Below are 17,770 nucleotides of genomic sequence, written 5' to 3' on the forward strand. Positions count from 1 at the left end.
GTAAATGGGGAGATTTCAAAAGGCGGGACCGGCGCCCCTTTTAGCAGCAGCAGCCGCTTTGCCGGTAGGCGCCATGGTGGGTCGGGCCGACATAGCCATTCAGGGGGAAGCCGAGACGGATCGCCTCGGTGATGAACTTCTTGGCCGTCCAGATGGCGTCGCGGACGGAATCGCCTTTGGCCAGGCCGGCGGCGATGGCCGCCGAGGTGGTGCAACCGGCGCCATGGGTGTAGGTGGTGTCGAACCGCTCCGACTCAAGGACTTCAAAGGTGTTTCCGTCGTAGAGCAGGTCGATGGCCCTTTCGCCGGCCAGTTTGGCTCCTCCCTTGATCAGGACATAGGCGACGCCGAGCTTGTGAATCGCTTCGGCGGCTTCTTTCATGTCATCGAGGGTCTTGATCGGCCCATGGCCGCTCAACTGGGCCGCCTCAAAGAGGTTCGGCGTGACGACGGTGGCCCGGGGCACGAGCACATCGCGCAGGCTGACCAGGTTGTCCGGCTGCATCACCTCATCGGTGCCCTTGCAGACCATGACGGGGTCGACGACGACATTCTTCAGGTTGTGCTCGTCGATGGCGCGGGCGGCCACTTCGACGATCTCCGGGGTGCCGAGCATCCCTGTCTTCATGGCATCGACGCCGATGGAGAGGATCGTGTCCAACTGGGCTTGCAAGGTCTCGATGGCGATGGGGAAGACCTTGTGGGACCAGTCCTTCGGGTCCATGGAGACGATGGTGGTGATGGCCGTCATGCCGTAGACGCCCAGTTCTTGAAAGGTTTTCAGATCGGCCTGAAGGCCGGCGCCGCCGCTGCTATCAGAACCGGCGATGGTTAACGCCTTGGGAATCGTCATGGGATGCTCCTCCTCGTTACTGCTGTCAATCGACTGAAGCGTGCTATGGTTTTGTATCCCGAGTGTCGCAGGAACATATGCCCCTGCGACAGGCGGAAAGTCTTCCTCAATTATAGCAACCCATCCGGCGATCGCAACCTAAAATGGGGATGAGGGGCGCGCGCCGATATCTTATTGAATGGAAAAATCGCGCGCCCGGCGTTTTCACTCTTTTGGGCCTGTCTTCGCTTATGATAAACTACAATTTGTATAAGAATAATGACGAACAAGAAAATCCAATCGCTGGATTTCTTTTGAGAAAGGTGAGCGTCGTGGAAGGCAAATCACTCCCGCCGAATTTTATCAAGAACATCATCCTTGAGGATATAGAATCGGGCCGCGTCGATGAGGTCGTCACCCGCTTCCCGCCCGAGCCGAACGGCTACCTGCACATCGGCCACGCCAAATCGATCTGCCTCAACTTCGAGGTAGCCGACGAGTTCAAGGGCCGCACCCACCTCCGCTTTGACGACACGAACCCGGTGAAGGAAGACACGGAGTACGTTGAATCGATCAAAGAGGACGTGCGCTGGCTCGGCTTTGAGTGGGAGAAGCTGTTCTTCGCCTCCGATTATTTTGATGAGATGTACAACCGCGCCGTCCTCCTGATCAAAAAGGGCAAGGCCTATGTGGATGACCTGTCGGCCGAGGAGATCCGCCAAATGCGGGGCACCCTGACCGAGCCGGGGAAGGAGAGCCCCCATCGCAACCGGAGCGCTGAGGAGAACCTGGACCTCTTCGAGCGGATGCGCAAGGGTGAGTTCAAAGACGGCGAGAAGGTGCTGCGGGCCAAGATCGACATGGCGTCGCCGAACATCAACATGCGCGACCCCGTCCTCTACCGCATCGCCCATGCCAGCCACCACAACACAGGCGACAAGTGGTGCATCTACCCCATGTACGACTTCGCCCATCCCCTGGAGGACGCCGTCGAGGGCGTCACCCACTCCATCTGCACCCTCGAATTCGAGGATCATCGCCCCCTTTACGACTGGGTGATCGAAGAGTGCGAGATGGCCTGCCGCCCCCGCCAGTACGAGTTCGCCCGCCTGAACCTGACGAACACGGTCATGAGCAAGCGCTGGCTGAAAAAGCTCGTCGACGAAGCCATCGTCGACGGCTGGGACGACCCCCGCATGCCCACCATCTCGGGCCTGCGCCGGCGCGGCTACACGCCGGAGGCGATCCGCGCCTTCGCCCGCGAGATCGGCGTCGCCAAGGCCAACAGCACCGTTGACTCGAAGATGCTGGAGCACTTCATCCGCGAGGACCTGAAACTGAAGGCGCCGCGCACCATGGCCGTTTTGCGCCCTTTGAAGGTGGTCATCACCAACTACCCCGAAGGCCAGGTCGAGATGCTGGAGGCGGAGAACAACGCTGAAAACCCGGAGATGGGCCTCCGCCAGATCCCCTTTTCCCGGGAGATCTACATCGAACAGGACGACTTCATGGAGGAGCCGCCGAAGAAGTACTTCCGCCTCTTCCCCGGCAACGAGGTGCGGCTGAAAAGCGCCTACTTCATCAAGTGCCACGATGTGATCAAAGACGCCGAGGGCAACATCGCAGAGCTTCATTGCACCTATGATCCGGAGACGAAGAGCGGCTCCGGCTTCGAAGGCCGCAAGGTGAAAGGGACGATCCACTGGGTCGAGGCCAGCCGGGCGCTGCCGGCCGAGTTCCGCCTCTACGAGCCCCTGATCCTGGACGAGACGGCGGGCGAGGACAAACCCTTCCTGGAGCGGATCAACCCCAACTCCCTGGAAGTGCGGCAAGGCTACGTGGAGCCCAACATGGTCGAAGCCAAGGGCCAAGACAAGTTCCAGTTCTTCCGTCACGGCTACTTCAACGTCGATCCGAAGGAGACAACGGAGGAGAAAAAGGTCTTCAACCACATCGTCTCCTTGAAGAGTTCTTTCCAACTGGCGAAGTAAAACCAAACATCCAGGCACAACGAGTATGCCACCACCCGACGGATTCTTGCTGAACGGGGTGGTGGTTTTTTCTCATCGCGCCGGGGGGCGCGGCGTAATCAAGGCAATGAGGTGGAAAGCTGTGAACGAGGTGATGGGCATGGAAAAATCAACGCCAGAGGAGAAACAGGAACGGGCCACCTTCGCCGGCGGCTGTTTCTGGTGCATGGTGACGCCCTTTGAAGAGATGGACGGGATCATCCGTGTCGTCTCGGGCTACACCGGCGGGAAGACGGAGAATCCCACCTATGAGGAGGTCTGCGCCGACCGGACCGGCCATTACGAAGCGGTGCAGATCACCTTCAACCCCGATGTCCTGCCCTACAAAAAGCTGCTGGACATCTACTGGCAACAGATCGATCCCACTGATCCAGGGGGACAGTTTCATGACCGCGGCTCCTCTTACCGGACAGCGATCTTTTTTCACAACGAAGCGCAGCGGGAAACAGCGGAGGCCTCCAAGCGGGCGCTCGAAAGGGAGGGTGTCTTCGCCAAGCCCATCGTGACGCCCATCCTCCCTGCCGGCCCCTTCTATCTGGCTGAAGAGTATCACCAGGACTATCATAAAAAGAATCCCATCCGCTACGGCCTCTACCGGCTCGGTTCGGGGCGGGACGCCTTCATCGCCCATCATTGGAAGAAGAGTGTTCGGGGAAAGGTTCAACCTGAGAAAGGCCAACCATCGAAAGACCAACTGGCGAAAGATCAACCGGCGAAAAGCCAACCGGTGAAAGGCACGATGGAGAAGGACCACTCAGACCTGCGCCAACGGCTCACTCCCATCCAGTACGAGGTGACCCAGAACAACGCCACCGAGCCCCCCTTCCGCAATGAGTTCTGGGACAACAAGCGCGAAGGCATTTATGTCGACATCGTCTCCGGCGAGCCCCTCTTCAGTTCCTTGGAGAAGTTTGACTCCGGCTGCGGCTGGCCCAGCTTCACCCAGCCCCTTCATGAAGAAAACATTGCGGAGCGGAACGACAGCAGCCACGGCATGATCCGCACGGAGGTGCGCAGCCGCAACGGCGATTCCCACCTCGGCCATGTCTTCGATGACGGCCCGGCGCCAGGCGGGCTTCGCTACTGCATCAACTCGGCGGCGCTGCGCTTTATTCCCAAAGAGGATCTGGAAAAAGAGGGCTACGGCGACTACCGTCGGCTGTTTGAACGGGGAAGATGACAGCCGGCGTTTGGCCAAAAAAATAATCCCATTTTAACCTGAACGTAACACTGGCTTGTCCTCCCGTCCTTATAATGGGGTCGATTGGATGCCGCCGGCCGGGCGACGGACGCCCGGTTCACAGCAAGGCAGCCCGATAGGGAAACGTCGAGGAGGAACATGGATGAAGAAGCAAACCATAAAAGCTGCTGCCCTGATCATGTCTGGCGCCCTGCTGATGGGAGCCAGCCCGGTCTGGGCCGATGACGACGCGGCGAGGGTCGCCGTGCCCAGCGATGTGAGCATAACCGTCAACGGGAACACAGTGACGATGAAGGATGCGCCGGTGAATGTGGACGGGCGATTGTACCTGCCCCTGCGGGCCTTGGCCGATATGGACAACAAATATGTCGATTGGGATCCCCTCTCCGGCACGGCTCAATTGACCGAAAAGGCGCGCCTGACAGGCAAGTACACCCTGAAGAACCCCGCCGACCTGGGCAAAGGCGCCAAGATGGGCATGGGCTCCTCCCTCGTTCACCTGCCGTCCGACCCGCCGAACATCTTCTATTCGAGCACCGATCGCGGTCCCAACGGCGAGGTCGACATCGACGGCGAGACGCGCCGCACCTTCCCCATCGCTGCCTTTACGCCCACCATCTATAAGATCGCTCTCGAAAAAGACGAGATCAAGGTGCTGGAGAGCATCCCCCTGAAACTGGCCAAGGGCGTTGACCCCATCACCAAGACCCCCTACATCTCCGGCATTTCCAACATTGACAGCGATGAAAAGCCTTATGACGAGACGGGCAAGCAGTTGCTTCCCCTTGACCCCTACGGCCTGGACGTGGAAGGCATCGCCTACAATCCCGCCGATGACACCTTTTGGCTCTGTGACGAGTACCGTCCCAGCCTGGTCCAGGTCAAGCGGGACGGCACGCTCCTGCAGCGCCTCGTCCCGGCCGGTGACGCCGCGAAACTGAACTCGCCGGAAGTGCCCCTCAAAGAGACCATCCCCGCCGTCTACGCCAAGCGAAACATCAACCGCGGCTTTGAGGGTGTCAGCATCACCCCCGACGGCAAGTGGATGTTCGCCGTCATCCAGAATCCTCCCATGAACCCCGATAAGGAGACCCGCAAATCGCGGGCCTACCGGATCCTCAAGCTGAATGCCGCCACAGGCCAAGCGGTGGGCGAATTCGCCTATCTCGCCGATGACGCCAAATCCTTCAAAGGACTCAAACAGTTCGACATCGTCCTCTCGGATATCGTCGCCGTCAATGAACATAGGGTTCTCGTCGATGAGCGGGACAAGAACGCCGGCGCCGCCGCCCAACTGAAAAAGATTTACCTGGCCGACCTGAGCCGGGCGACGAACATCCTCGGGCGTTTCGACACGCCAGCAGAGGGCCAGCCGGCGCTGGAACAGATGACCGTAGAGGGGATGGAGGCAGCGGGCGTCACCCCGCCGCTCAAGCGGACCATCGTCAACCTGGTCGACAGCGCTTATCCCTTCGAGAAGATGGAAGGCGTCGCCCTCGTCGACGGCAAGACCCTGGCCGTGATCAACGACAACGACTTCGGCGTCGACCCGGCCAGTTCGACTGGAGCGCTCACCCAACTGTGGACCTTTGAGTTGCCCTACACCTTGAAATAGTTCGGAAAAAATGCGGCCCCGCAAGAAGGACGCCTGGAAAAAGGCGCGCCTCCCTGCGGGGCTTTTTTACGGCCCTCCCTTAGAATCTTGCCGTCGAGGGGGCCGGCATAGTAACATGAATCGGAACCGCCATCGCCATCGACATCGTCATCGCCCAGCGGCGCCAGCAGCAGGGATGGGATACCGGCTTGGTGAATTCGTTGCAGAGAGATGCGGTGAATCGCACTGACGCACTGAATCGGAGAGAAAATCAGACCGATAGAGTGCGTTGAACGGCACAATCAATCCGAAATGGATGTACGAAGAGAACGAGGTTTAGGATGATTATCGCAAATTTTGAAGCCACCGGGATGGATCGGATCGCCACGTGGATCGAGCGAAACGGGATCAACGCCATCGATGAACCGGCCTTGAGACAGGCGCTGAACACGCTGAATATCTCCTTCACGCTGGAAGGGATCGATCGGGTGCAGAGCACCCTGATCTGCGAACTGAAGGACTCCTACGTGCAGCAAAGCCAGCGCTACGTCACCATGGACGCCGACGCTTACCGGTTGCCCCGACTCGACCGGGAGGACCGGCAAAAGACGGAGGAAATCACCCAACGGGCGTTCCGGTTATATGGGCAGATGTCCCAATTGAAGGATCCAACGGCCAAGGGAAGGCCCAAAGCAGAAAATTACCGTTATGGCATCCCCATCGAAGATGCCCGCTACATCCTGCCCCTTTCGACGAAGACCAACGTCTCCGTGGCCATGTCCGGCGACAAACTGGTTGAATTCTTCCGGCTGCTTCATGACAAGAAGCACGGCGCCATCTTTGCCGAGATCGGCAGCGAACTGGCTGCGCTCCTGCCGGAGGCGCTGACATCCCTGTTGCCGGCGGAATATGACAGCGGCGCCGCCGGCGAGAGGATCCGGGATTTTTACCGGGACGATCTCGAACGGATCGACGCCGAAAACAACCTGGTCTTGCTGAGCCGTTTCAACGACCTGGATCTGAAGGTCGGTTTTGGCGCCTTGACGAGCACCTCGAAAAACACGCCCTCCCAGGAGATCGCCCGTTTTGGCGCTGAGGCGGCGAGCAAGGCCAGGGGGGTGGCGGAGCGCGTTCTGGGGTATGGTCATGAGAGCATCGCCGAACAGGCCCGGACGACCTTTGGCATGATGTGCAGTCTTGTCACCTACCACCAGCAGCTTCGTCACCGGCTCAGCCAAAATTACCGCGAGGATCTGGCTGAATTGATCCGGGACGCCGGCAGGCCCGTTAAAGTCCCCGACAGCATCCGGCAGTCGCCCTTTTATACGGAATTTATGGAACTCGTCGAGGAGTGCAAGCGATGGCGCCAGATTATTGCGCAGAAGTATGGCGATGAATACGCCTTGTCTTGCTTGCTCAACTGCGATCAGATCAAGCTGATCATCGCCACGAACGCCAGGATCGACATCGGCATGCTGTCAGACCGCACCTGCATGAACGCCCAGTGGGAGATCCGCGAACTGGCGATCAAAAAGCTGAAGATGTTGCGCTCCCTGTCCCCTGTGCTCTATGAACGAGCCCTTCCGTCCTGTGTGCTGGGTAAGTGCAGAGAGGGGAAGCTGAGTTGCGGGCGGCAAGCGGAAGTGAGAGAACGGTTTTTGCCGAGCCATTGACGAGATGGGTTGCAGAAAAGGTTGAGTTTGGCCGAGGGGCGGATGGCTCGTAGAGGTATATCTCGTAAACGTATCGCACAGATGAGGCGAAAAGAGAAGGAACGATGGATGCGAACCCCCGGTACGACCTTGAGTAGTCGAACCGGTTTTTTTTCGTCTGGCCGAAGATCATGAGTGTGCATCGGTTCAGTGAGAGGGCGGGGAAGAAATTCTAAAAGTAAAAACACCCCGGAGAGGGGTGTTGAAGGGCGGTCACCGGTAAACCACCTTATAGCCTAATCATGCACCAAAGAGCCGGGCAATACCAATAGCCATTTGTTGTTTTCCTGTACAGCCTGTAGTCTAACCTTTTGTGCTCCAGCAGGATATTTAAACTCAATCATTAGTTCGGCATTATTCCTATCAATTATTTTTGTATCGATAATGTTGTAGTCTAGAATCGGATTGTTTTCTTGGAGCTCTTCATATTTCTTTTTTAGACTACTTTTGTCATGATCCCGATATCTCTTGTCAATCTTAACGTTTTCTAAAAAGCGATCAATTTGTTTCATTTTAATTTTTTCTAAGGATGAGCCTGCCTCTGTCTGAACAATCCGGGCAAGAGCGCTTTCGTCACCCTCCTGATCATAGATGGGAGACACATATGAAGCATAAACTACTGAGCTTAAAATGACTGTTACTAAAGCGATTGCAATTAAATACCCCGCTTTTTTCCTCACGGAATAATCCTCCTTTGCATCCTTGTTCCTGAACATGATTTTAAAATAACGGTATACCCTTAGCTCCTCCTGGGGAATACTGCAGAGCCAGCCACGAAGAACGATGTTGTAAACGGCTATGATTGGGGTCAACTCATTTGCATGCCTAGGGTCTCAATACACTAAGCGGCGGCTAACTTTTTTCTTGGCCCACTTCGTAAATATTGTTGACACTTTACTAAGGTACCTGTATAATGAAATTAAGGTACCTTAGTAAAGTTAAAGGAGGAGGAAATGACATGGACAAAGGTAGTTTGACGGAAAGGTTCATCACACTTAGCCGCTTGTTTATCCAAAAGCACCATCAAAGGGGGGCAAGCCACCTTCAAGACCCTTATCGTGGGCAAGGCAGAATTCTGGCTTTGCTCAAAATGGAACCCGAAATGAGTCAAAAAAAGCTCTCCTATCTGCTGGGCATACGTCCGCAATCCATGGGGGAATTATTGGCGAAACTGGAGCAAAACGGTTATATCACCCGTACCCCGTCTGCTGAAGACCGGCGCGCAATGGATATTAAGCTGACGAGCGAAGGCGCAAAAGCAATCGCTTCGATTGAGCAAAATCGTGCGCAAGAACTCGCGGCCGATGAAATGTTTCAATGCTTAAACAAAGAGGAACAGCAAATTTTAGCTGGTTACCTGGACCGTCTCATTGCTTCGGCAAAAGAAACTCTTGGCGGTGAACAAAATGACGCTGATGAACATAGGCCACATCCGCATTTTTTCGGGGACCGTCATATGGGATTTGATGGACGTCGAAGAGATGGATTTTAATGGACGCGCGATGACGTAGCCGTCGGTGCCCGACCTCTCACACTTAATTACAAATGCAAAGGAGAATGAACCATGAAGTATGATCCGAAAACGATGCAAAACTATTCATCAGCCCATGAAGGTTTTACAGAACATTATAATGCAACTCCACCATGGGACATTGGAAAACCACAAGCGCCATATTTGACGGTTATCGACCAAGTTAAAAGCCCGGTTCTTGATGCCGGATGCGGCACCGGGAGCACTGCGCTGTTCTTTGCAGCGAGGGGGCTTGAAGTGACCGGTATCGATTTTGTTGAAAGCGCGATTCAACGAGCCAGAATAAAAGCGGCAGAACAAAGCGTATCCGTGAATTTCTTGGTTAAAGATGCGATGACGCTAAACGATTGGAATGAGCGCTTCGCAAGCGTTATCGACAGCGGGTTATTGCACATCTACTCCAAAGAAGACCAAAGGCAGGACCGAACACGCTATGTCCAGGGGTTAGCCCACGTGTTGAAACCGGGTGGACGACTCTTTTTATTGAGTTTTACAGATGAAGCACCCGAGGGTGGAGTTTCAGAACAGGAGTTATATGAAATTTTTGCGAAAGGGTGGGAAATCGAATCGGTCCAGCAGGTTATTGGCGAAATAAACCAGGAGTTCTTAGCGAAACATCCAGGCGCATTTCAAGAAGCAGGGCCAAAGATGTGGTTCGCCGTCATCCGGCGAACAAACTAACGTGATTTTGGCACTGGAACGAGGGCATCGTCTCTGTCAACCGTGACCTTTGGGGCACGGTTGTTTTTTTCCGAATCGACTCACAACAAGAGGTTACGAATTGAGATTTTCTCTTTAAGCTGGCGAATCGCTTTCTCTCGGGAGGAGCTAAGGGCATACCTCATTTTAAAATACAATATCGAATGCCACAAGATGCTATTTTTGTAAATATTTCGACGCCTTTCACCTTTTTTGCAAATGGAGTTTTCGCTTTTATCGCGACAAGTCAACGGCAAATCTTGTGATTGCGCATTTTTTCGTCTATGATGGAAATATACGGTCCCGGCGGCGGACGATGTGTGGAACCGTTCCAAAAGAACCTCGAGGCCACGCTACATTAGAGATCTCCATTTTCTCGTTTCCCTTTCGACGGCAGCGGCGGGACGCGCCGAAAGCCGTCGATGACATGGCCGAGCGCGAGGAACGGGTTCGTCCAGACCATGCGCGGTCCGGAAAAACGCATGACGTCGATGATCGCGTCACGCCGATCCTTTTTGTAGCAATGGATGGGGCATTTTCCGCAGGTGGGTTTGTCGTCGCCGAAGGCGCAGCGATCGAGGCGGGCCCAGGCGTAATCCAGGAGCGAGCGGCAATCGTCGCAGAGGCCCTCGGGATGATGGTGACGGCGGGCGCAGGAGAGGCGGATCATGGCGTGAACAGTCTTTTTTTCTCGTTCGATGCGGCGTAAACGGCTCATAGGCGTTCCTTTCCTTTGCACAGATGGTAAAATGGCAGCTCTGAATCTGGAACGATCGAAAAGAGGGGTTATGGAAGATGTTCAATAAAATGGTCCTCGGTGGCCAGGCCATCGTCACCGGCCGGGGATCCATCGGGTATATCGGGACGATTCCGGCGAAAAAGGCCTTCATCGTGACCGGCGGCCGCTCCATGTACGCCAACGGAACGATCGCAAAGATCGAGGCGATGCTCCGCGACAAGGGCTGTGAGACCCTTGTCCATGGCGGCATCGGCGCCAACCCCGACACAACGGCCGTAGAGGCGGGGGTCGACGCGATGCGGGCCTTTGGCCCCGACCTGCTCGTGGCGGTCGGCGGCGGCTCCCCCCTTGATGCCGCGAAGGCCATGGCCTTGTTCTATGAATACCCGGAGTTGAATTTTGGCAACGTCTTATCGCGGGAACTGCCAGAGCGGCGGCAAAAGCTCACCTTTGTGGCTGCGCCGTCCACATCGGGGACCGGCAGCGAGGTGACCAAGGCGGCGGTGATCACCTTCCGGGAACAGAACCTGAAGATCGGGCTCAAAACGACGGCCATGATCCCCGATGTGGCGATCCTCGATCCCGACCTGACCCTGACCATGCCGCCGAACATCGTCGCCGAGACGGGCATGGACGCCCTGACCCATGCCGTCGAGTGCTACATCAACACGCGCATGGACGCCTTTTTGGAGCCGCTGGCCCGCGGCGCTGTCGAGGGGATTTTCGCCAATTTGCCGGCTTCCTACCGGGAAGGCGCGCCGGAAAGCCGTGAAAACATGCACATCTATCAGTGCATGGCGGGATTGGCCTTCAGCCATGTGGGGCTCGGCATGGCCCACGGCATCGCCCACGCCGTCGGCGGGCGCTTCGGCCTCGGCCACGGCTTGATCAACGCCATTGTACTGCCCCAGGTGCTTCAGTACAACAGCCGCGATGCCGAGGTGCGCAACCGGTTGCAGCGGCTGGCGAAGAGCATCGGCGAGGCCGATTTTATCGACGCCGTGGAGCGGCTGAACCGGCAGCTCCATATTCCCGCATCTTTCCGGGAGGCGGGGCTTTCACAGCAGGATGTTGAGGCCGCCTTTGATGAACTGGTTGAAAACGCCATGAAGGGCTCCACGCGGGTCAACCCGGCGCCGGTGAGCACGGCCGAGATGGCCTCGTTGCTGCGCCAACTCTTTTTCGGCTAAGGCTCAGCGAACTGGACGATCTTTTTTCCTGGACATCAGGACATCCGGGCATCAGGAAATTGGGACAATCGGACATTGCGAAGAAACACCCCGGAACGTGACCGAATCGGCGCGTTCCGGGTTTTCTTTTGCCCCAATCGGCAAAACAACGCGGCGGCTTGACTGGATATAGATATAATGATAATATGTCTACGAATTCAATAAACACTTGGAGTGAATAACCGATGGATTTACTGAAGCGTTTCTGGGATGCATCCCTTGACGAATTGAAACGAGGATATCTGTTCGACGAAGGCCGGGACAGCCACATCTGCCTGGTTTGCGGCCAGGCCTTTCAGCGAGGCCGGATCTACCCCCTTGACGGTCTCCTCTATGATGCCCGCAAGGCGGCGGAACTGCACATCCGGCAGGAGCACGGGTCCATGTTTGAACACTTGATTGGCATGGACAAAAAGTACACAGGTTTGACAGAGCACCAGCAGATGCTGATCCGGCTCTTTTACCACGGCCATGACGATAAGGAGGTCCTCGCCCGTTTGGGTGGGAGTCCTTCCACCGTCCGCAATCACCGCTTTCAGTTCCGGGAGAAGGAGAAACAGGCCAAGATCCTGTTGGCCATCATGGAACTGCTGCGGGAGGGCGCGCCCGAACAATCGCGGCTCGTTCCCTTTCCCCAGGGCGCCCATCCCCTCGATGACCGTTACGCCATCACCGAAGGGGAATACGCCGAAGTATTGCATAAGTGTTTCGCCGAAGGGCTCGACGGTCCCATCACTCATTTTCCCGAACAGGAGAAAAAGCGGCTGATCCTCGTGAAACACATCAGCCGGCGCTTTGCGCCCGGACGGACCTATACGGAGAAGGAGGTCAACGGGATGCTCGAACCGGTTGGCCACGATTACGCCACCCTCCGCCGCTATCTCATCGAGTACGGTTTTCTGGAGCGCACCGCCGACGGCAGCGCCTACTGGGTCAAGCCCGGCATTTCCATAGACGACGCCGCTAGCGCCGGGAAGGACAGTCAACAGGAGAGCGCCCTTCCCCAGTTGAGCAGACCTTTCGAAGCGAGCACAGCGGCCAAATCGCAACCCAAGGGCGCGGGAAAAACGGCGGCGAGCGGCGATCAGACCGGTGATCGAACCAGCGGAGCTTTGGAGGAAGTAGAGAAGGCTTTGCCAATTCAGAAAGAAGGTGCGGATCCGATGGATAAGGAAAGTCGAAAGCAGAAGAAGCTCGCCTACAAGGAGCAGGCGCCGACCATCGGCGTGTTCCAGATTCGAAATAAGTTCAACGATAAACGCTTTATCGGCAGCTCGCGAAACACGGAGGCGGTGTTCAACCGCAACCGCTTCATGCTCTCGCAGGGCGTTCATGAGAACCCGGAACTGTTGAAGGATTGGAAGGAACAGGGGGCCGAGAACTTCGCCTTTGAAGTGCTCGAAACGCTCGAGTTGGAAGAAGAGGAGCGCCAGAACCGGCGCGCCGTCGAAGAGGTGCTGCAGGAGATGGAACGGCACTGGAAGGAAAAGCTGCAGCCCTATGGGGACAAAGGGTATAACGAATGATGGACGCCCCGATAGCGACGCGATGGTGAAACAGGACGAAACGAAAAAAAGCATCGTTATGTGACAGAAAACGCGTGGGCATACCGCCGTCTCTCTAAGCGCTAGGGGGATGGCGGTTCTTTTTTTATCGAAAGGCCGGCCAAATGCGGGACAAAGCGAGATGAACAAATCTTGCAAAAAAAGTGATATAATTCACGTATCGGAAAAATCGATCCTCTTTTTGATTCGCAACCCGGAACGGAAAGGAGCGCGCGCCGATGGTCCGATCACCGATGACGCCAGAGGATGACCAGCACCGCGAGAAGATGCGATTGCTCGATGAGGTCATCGATCGCTATAAAGACAGTCCCGGCCAATTGATTCGCCTGTTGCAGCAAGCGCAGGAGATCTTCGGTTACCTTCCCGAGGCGGTGCAATGCCGCGTGGCCGAGCGGATGGGATTGCCTGTCGGCGAGGTCGCCGGCGTGGTCAGCTTTTACAGCCTCTTTCACCGGCAACCGAAAGGGAAACACAGCATCAGCGTCTGTATGGGCACGGCCTGTTACGTCAAAGGGGCGCCGGAGGTGCTGAGCGCGATCAAAAAAGAATTGGACATCGACCTGGACCAGACGACGGCCGACGGGATGTTCACCCTGACCGATACGCGTTGCGTCGGCGCCTGTGGCCTGGCGCCGGCCATCGTCATCGACGGCGAGGTGCACGGTCGCATGAAGGCCGCCGATGTGCCGGCGCTGCTCGCCAGCTACCGGAACCGGAGCGATCACGATGAGCGGGACGTACATATCACGGAAGATAGGGAAGAGAAATCTCCTATCGTCGCGTCCCCCATCGGCACCATCGAAGACCTGACAGCGTCCCGCGAGCGCCATGCCGCCCGCTTTTTTCAACGACTCTCAAAAGAGCAACTCTCCAAACTCCCCGACTTCGCTTCCGTTGCCGCCGCACCGTCGACATCTCGCCAGATCCTCGTCTGCGCCGGTACAGGCTGCACCTCCTCGCGCAGCGTCGAACTGCGCCAAGCCTTGCAGCGTGAACTCGCCCGTTGCGGCCGCGATCAGGAGACAACCGTCGTTCCCACCGGCTGTTTCGGCTTTTGCGAACTGGGTCCTGTCGTCGTCATTCACCCGGAACGGGTCTTTTACTGCCAGGTGGACCCTGGTGACGCCAAAGAGATCGTGGAACGCCATATCGGTCAAGGGGAGGTCATTGAGCGGCTGCTCTACAAGCACCCGCCCGAAGGCGCTTCCCGCCGGACCATCGATGAGAACGAGTTTTTTCACCCCCAGCACCGGGTGGCCTTGCGCAACTGCGGTGTCATCGATCCCGAGGATATCGACGATTGCCTGGCCAGCGGCGGCTACGGGGGACTCGCCAAGGCGCTGACGGCGCTGACGCCCGAGCAGGTTGTCGACGAGGTGACCCGGTCAGGGCTGCGCGGCCGCGGCGGCGCCGGATTTTTGACGGGCCGCAAGTGGGCCTTTACGGCCGCTGCGCCCGATTCGCCCAAGTATGTTGTCTGCAACGCTGACGAGGGCGATCCGGGCGCCTTCATGGACCGCTCCATCCTCGAAGGTGACCCCCATGCCGTCTTGGAGGCGATGGCCATCGCCGGATACGCCATCGGCGCTCGCCAGGGCTACGTCTATGTCCGGGCCGAGTACCCCGTCGCCGTCCACCGGCTGGAGGTGGCCATCGACCAGGCCCGGCAGAGGGGACTTCTTGGCGAAGATATCCTCGGAACAGGCTTTTCCTTTGACATCGAACTGCGCCTCGGCGCGGGCGCCTTCGTCTGCGGCGAAGAGACGGCCCTCCTCCGCTCGGTCAGCGGCAAGCGGGGCGAGCCGCGCACCCGCCCGCCTTACCCGGCGCTGAGCGGCCTCTGGGGCAAGCCGACGCTGCTCAACAACGTGGAGACCTACGCGAACATTCCCCAGATCATCGTCAACGGCGCCGGCTGGTACGCCGCCATGGGAACCGAACGGAGCAAGGGCACCAAGATCTTTTCCCTGGCCGGCAAGATCAACAACACGGGCCTTATCGAGGTGCCCATGGGCACGACGCTGCGCACGATCATCTATGACATCGGCGGCGGCATCCCCGGCGGCAGGGCCTTCAAGGCCGTTCAGACCGGCGGCCCCTCCGGCGGCTGCCTGCCGGCGCAGTATCTGGACACCCCCATCGACTATGACAGCCTGATCGCCGTCGGCTCCATGATGGGATCGGGCGGTCTCATCGTCATGGACGAGAGGGACTGCATGGTCGACATCGCCCGCTTCTACCTGGAGTTCACCCAGGACGAATCCTGCGGCAAGTGCACCCCCTGCCGCATCGGCACGCGACGCCTCCTCGAGATCATCACCGCCATCACCGAGGGCAAGGGCGAGATGGACGACCTGGATCGCCTCGAGGAGTTGGGCCGCGACATCCGCGAGGCTTCTCTCTGCGGCCTTGGTCAGACGGCGCCCAACCCGGTCTTGAGCACCTTGCGCTACTTCCGCCACGAGTATGAGGCCCACATCCGGGAAAAACGCTGTCCCGCCGGCGTCTGCGCCGCCCTGAAGCCCAAAGGCAAGTACCGCATCGACGCAGAAAAATGCCGTCGTTGCGGCCTCTGTGTCCGCCTCTGTCCCGTCGAGGCGATCCACGGCGAGGCGCGCAAGACACCCTTCGTCATTGACGCCGAGCGCTGCGTCGCCTGCGGCGCTTGCGCCCAGAAATGCCCGGCCAAATGCATCGCCCAGGAGGGAGCATGATGAAACGCCATTTGGAAGAAGCATTGCTGCCCCACATGCTGGGCTGGGACCCTGGCGAGGAGCACCCGGAGGAGCACACGAAACCGTCGGCTTTTTTCGGCCCCAAAAAGGTCCGGTTGGAGATCGACGGCCAGCCCGTTGACGCCGAGGTGGGCGCCACCGTCCTTGACGCCGCCCGCGAGGCCGGCATCCACATCCCCAGCCTCTGCTACCTTCGGGAGATCAACGAGATCGGCGCCTGTCGCGTCTGTCTCGTCGAGGTGGAGGGCCAGCGGGCGCTGCAAGCCGCCTGCGTCTACCCTGTCGCCGAGGGGCTCAAGGTGCGCACCCACAGTCCCCGTGTGCGCAAGGCTCGCCGACGGGTGGTGGAGTTGATCCTTTCCGACCACCAGCGCGAGTGCACGACCTGCATCCGGAACCTAAACTGCGAGTTGCAGAACATCGCCGAGGATCTGGGCATCCGCCGCATCGAGACGCAAGGGGAGGCGCGCCGGCAGCCGGTGCAGGACAACAACCCCTCAATCCGCCATGACCCGAACAAGTGCGTTCACTGCCGCCGCTGTGAGAGCATCTGCGCCAAGGTGCAGGAGAACCATGTCATCGCCGCCCAGGAGCGCGGTTTTGACACCATCATCGCCCCGGCCTTTAACGCCGACCTGGGCGATACGGCCTGCATCATGTGCGGCCAGTGCGTGCTCTCCTGCCCGGTGGGCGCGTTGACGGAAAAAGAATCCATCGACGACGTCTGGAAGGCCCTCGCCGACCCGACCGTCCATGTGGTCGTGCAAACGGCGCCGTCGATCCAGGTCACCTTGGGGGAAGCCTTTGGCCTGCCCGTGGGGACGAAGGTGACGGGAAAACTGGTGGCGGCGCTGCGCCGCCTCGGCTTCGATCAGGTACTGGCGACCGATTTCGCCGCCGACTTGACCATCGTCGAGGAGGCCTATGAGTTTTTGGGCCGCTTTGAGGAAGGGCGGACGCCCTTTTTCACCTCCTGTTGTCCCGCCTGGATCAAGCTGGTCGAACACTACTATCCCAAGTACATCCCCAACCTGTCCACCTGCAAATCGCCCATGGCCATGTTCGGCGCCTTGACGCGGGCCCACTACCATAAGGAGCGCAACCTGCCGCCGGAAAAGGTCATCTCGGTGGCGGTCATGCCCTGCACCGCCAAAAAGTACGAAGCCGCCCGGCCGGAGCACGGCGACGGGCAGCGGCCCGATGTGGATTACGTCCTCACCACGCGCGAACTGGTGCGCATGATCCGCGAGGCTGGCATCGATTTTAAGCGCCTGCCCGATGAGTCCTTCGACTCCGCTTTTGGCGAGGCGACCGGCGCCGGCGCCATCTTCGGCGCCACCGGCGGCGTGATGGAGGCGACCTTGCGGACGACCAGTTGGGTCCTCGCCCGCGCCGCCAACCCGCGCAGCCTCGTCGATGGGCCGCCGCCCGTCGAGTTCCGGGAGATCCGCGGCGAGACGGGGCTGAAGCTGCATCATGTGAAGCTCGCTGACCATGACATCCATGTGGCTGTCGCCCATGGGACCGGCAACGCCCGCCGTGTCCTTGAGGCGCTGGAGGCGGGCGAGAAGATCGACTTCATCGAGGTGATGGCCTGCCCCGGCGGCTGTGTCGGCGGCGGCGGCCAGCCGATCCTGGGCGGACGGGATCACAAGAAGATCTCCCTTGACTACCGCCATGACCGGGCCGACGCCCTCTATGACATCGACAGCCGCAAGAGCCTGCGCTACAGCCATGAAAACCCGACGGTCCGTCGCCTCTACCGGGAGATCCTGGGGCAACCGGGCAGCGAGCTGGCGAAAAAGCTGCTCCATACCCATGGGTACCGGGAACGGGGGAGATATCCGAGCCTTGGCGCGCCGGATTGCAAGGGGTAGACTTCAGGAAAATTAAGACTATATAA

At 58.4% G+C, this 17,770-nt stretch carries 13 protein-coding genes and 1 pseudogene; 11 read left to right on the forward strand and 3 right to left on the reverse strand.

The annotated features are described in order from the left end of the window. Positions 1–40: 40 nt before the first annotated feature. A complete protein-coding gene (pdxK, locus tag GTO89_RS15910; protein ID WP_161263088.1) occupies positions 41–853 on the reverse strand; it encodes a pyridoxine/pyridoxal/pyridoxamine kinase in 813 nt (270 codons plus the stop codon). Positions 854–1,164: 311 nt separating this feature from the next. On the opposite strand from pdxK, the gene GTO89_RS15915 reads away from it, so the two are divergent. From GTO89_RS15915 to GTO89_RS15930, 4 genes are all read left to right on the forward strand, one after another. Next, positions 1,165–2,823, forward strand: coding sequence for a glutamine--tRNA ligase/YqeY domain fusion protein (locus GTO89_RS15915; RefSeq protein WP_161263089.1), 1,659 nt, complete (start codon positions 1,165–1,167; stop codon positions 2,821–2,823). A 139-nt stretch (positions 2,824–2,962) separates the two neighbouring features. Further along, on the forward strand, positions 2,963–4,042 hold the full coding sequence (gene msrB, locus GTO89_RS15920; RefSeq protein WP_161263102.1) for a peptide-methionine (R)-S-oxide reductase MsrB: 1,080 nt from the start codon (positions 2,963–2,965) through the stop codon (positions 4,040–4,042). Positions 4,043–4,205: 163 nt separating this feature from the next. Beyond that, a complete protein-coding gene (locus tag GTO89_RS15925; RefSeq protein ID WP_161263090.1) occupies positions 4,206–5,678 on the forward strand; it encodes an esterase-like activity of phytase family protein in 1,473 nt (490 codons plus the stop codon). 320 nt (positions 5,679–5,998) lie between these two features. Then, entirely contained in the window at positions 5,999–7,330 is a 1,332-nt protein-coding gene (locus GTO89_RS15930; RefSeq protein ID WP_161263091.1) for an FAD-dependent thymidylate synthase, read from the forward strand. 275 nt (positions 7,331–7,605) lie between these two features. Here the strand turns inward: GTO89_RS15930 and GTO89_RS15935 are convergent, their stop codons facing one another. Beyond that, the gene (locus GTO89_RS15935; RefSeq protein ID WP_161263092.1) at positions 7,606–8,049 is read right to left on the reverse strand and encodes a hypothetical protein; all 444 of its coding nucleotides are present in this window, start codon (positions 8,047–8,049) and stop codon (positions 7,606–7,608) included. Positions 8,050–8,327: 278 nt separating this feature from the next. Here GTO89_RS15935 and GTO89_RS15940 point away from each other — a divergent pair, with 278 nt between their 5' ends. Both GTO89_RS15940 and GTO89_RS15945 read left to right on the forward strand, forming a co-directional pair. After that, complete coding sequence (locus tag GTO89_RS15940; RefSeq protein WP_161263093.1) at positions 8,328–8,861, forward strand: MarR family winged helix-turn-helix transcriptional regulator; 534 nt, start codon at positions 8,328–8,330, stop codon at positions 8,859–8,861. Between the two features lie 72 nt (positions 8,862–8,933). Then, positions 8,934–9,581: a class I SAM-dependent methyltransferase gene (locus GTO89_RS15945; protein WP_161263094.1), complete on the forward strand. Its 648-nt coding sequence runs from the start codon at positions 8,934–8,936 to the stop codon at positions 9,579–9,581. 376 nt (positions 9,582–9,957) lie between these two features. On the opposite strand, the gene GTO89_RS15950 is transcribed toward GTO89_RS15945, so the two are convergent. Next, complete coding sequence (locus GTO89_RS15950) at positions 9,958–10,317, reverse strand: nitrous oxide-stimulated promoter family protein (protein WP_161263095.1); 360 nt, start codon at positions 10,315–10,317, stop codon at positions 9,958–9,960. Between the two features lie 77 nt (positions 10,318–10,394). Here GTO89_RS15950 and GTO89_RS15955 point away from each other — a divergent pair, with 77 nt between their 5' ends. From GTO89_RS15955 to GTO89_RS15970, 5 genes and pseudogenes are all read left to right on the forward strand, one after another. Beyond that, positions 10,395–11,528 (forward strand): iron-containing alcohol dehydrogenase, encoded by a 1,134-nt coding sequence (locus GTO89_RS15955; RefSeq protein WP_161263096.1) that lies wholly within the window; start codon positions 10,395–10,397, stop codon positions 11,526–11,528. Between the two features lie 224 nt (positions 11,529–11,752). Then, entirely contained in the window at positions 11,753–13,093 is a 1,341-nt protein-coding gene (locus GTO89_RS15960; RefSeq protein ID WP_161263097.1) for a DUF2087 domain-containing protein, read from the forward strand. A gap of 305 nt (positions 13,094–13,398) precedes the next feature. After that, positions 13,399–13,575: pseudogene (locus tag GTO89_RS17535) on the forward strand (NADH-quinone oxidoreductase subunit NuoE family protein); the annotation flags it as partial. A 354-nt stretch (positions 13,576–13,929) separates the two neighbouring features. Next, positions 13,930–15,846 (forward strand): NADH-quinone oxidoreductase subunit NuoF, encoded by a 1,917-nt coding sequence (gene nuoF / locus GTO89_RS15965; protein WP_407929501.1) that lies wholly within the window; start codon positions 13,930–13,932, stop codon positions 15,844–15,846. Beyond that, positions 15,843–17,744, forward strand: coding sequence for an NADH-dependent [FeFe] hydrogenase, group A6 (locus GTO89_RS15970; protein WP_161263099.1), 1,902 nt, complete (start codon positions 15,843–15,845; stop codon positions 17,742–17,744). Before nuoF ends, GTO89_RS15970 begins: the two co-directional genes overlap by 4 nt. Positions 17,745–17,770: the final 26 nt, after the last annotated feature.

Source organism: Heliomicrobium gestii, assembly GCF_009877435.1.
GTDB classification, from domain to species: domain Bacteria; phylum Bacillota; class Desulfitobacteriia; order Heliobacteriales; family Heliobacteriaceae; genus Heliomicrobium; species Heliomicrobium gestii.

Bases quoted from the DNA above. Each gene is read 5' to 3' on its own strand.
- pdxK (WP_161263088.1), bottom strand. From the start codon at position 853: ATGACGATTCCCAAGGCGTTAACCATCGCCGGTTCTGATAGCAGCGGC.
- msrB (WP_161263102.1), top strand. From the start codon at position 2,963: ATGGAAAAATCAACGCCAGAGGAGAAACAGGAACGGGCCACCTTCGCC.
- GTO89_RS15925 (WP_161263090.1), top strand. From the start codon at position 4,206: ATGAAGAAGCAAACCATAAAAGCTGCTGCCCTGATCATGTCTGGCGCC.
- GTO89_RS15930 (WP_161263091.1), top strand. From the start codon at position 5,999: ATGATTATCGCAAATTTTGAAGCCACCGGGATGGATCGGATCGCCACG.
- GTO89_RS15940 (WP_161263093.1), top strand. From the start codon at position 8,328: ATGGACAAAGGTAGTTTGACGGAAAGGTTCATCACACTTAGCCGCTTG.
- GTO89_RS15945 (WP_161263094.1), top strand. From the start codon at position 8,934: ATGAAGTATGATCCGAAAACGATGCAAAACTATTCATCAGCCCATGAA.
- GTO89_RS15950 (WP_161263095.1), bottom strand. From the start codon at position 10,317: ATGAGCCGTTTACGCCGCATCGAACGAGAAAAAAAGACTGTTCACGCC.
- GTO89_RS15955 (WP_161263096.1), top strand. From the start codon at position 10,395: ATGTTCAATAAAATGGTCCTCGGTGGCCAGGCCATCGTCACCGGCCGG.
- GTO89_RS15960 (WP_161263097.1), top strand. From the start codon at position 11,753: ATGGATTTACTGAAGCGTTTCTGGGATGCATCCCTTGACGAATTGAAA.
- GTO89_RS15970 (WP_161263099.1), top strand. From the start codon at position 15,843: ATGATGAAACGCCATTTGGAAGAAGCATTGCTGCCCCACATGCTGGGC.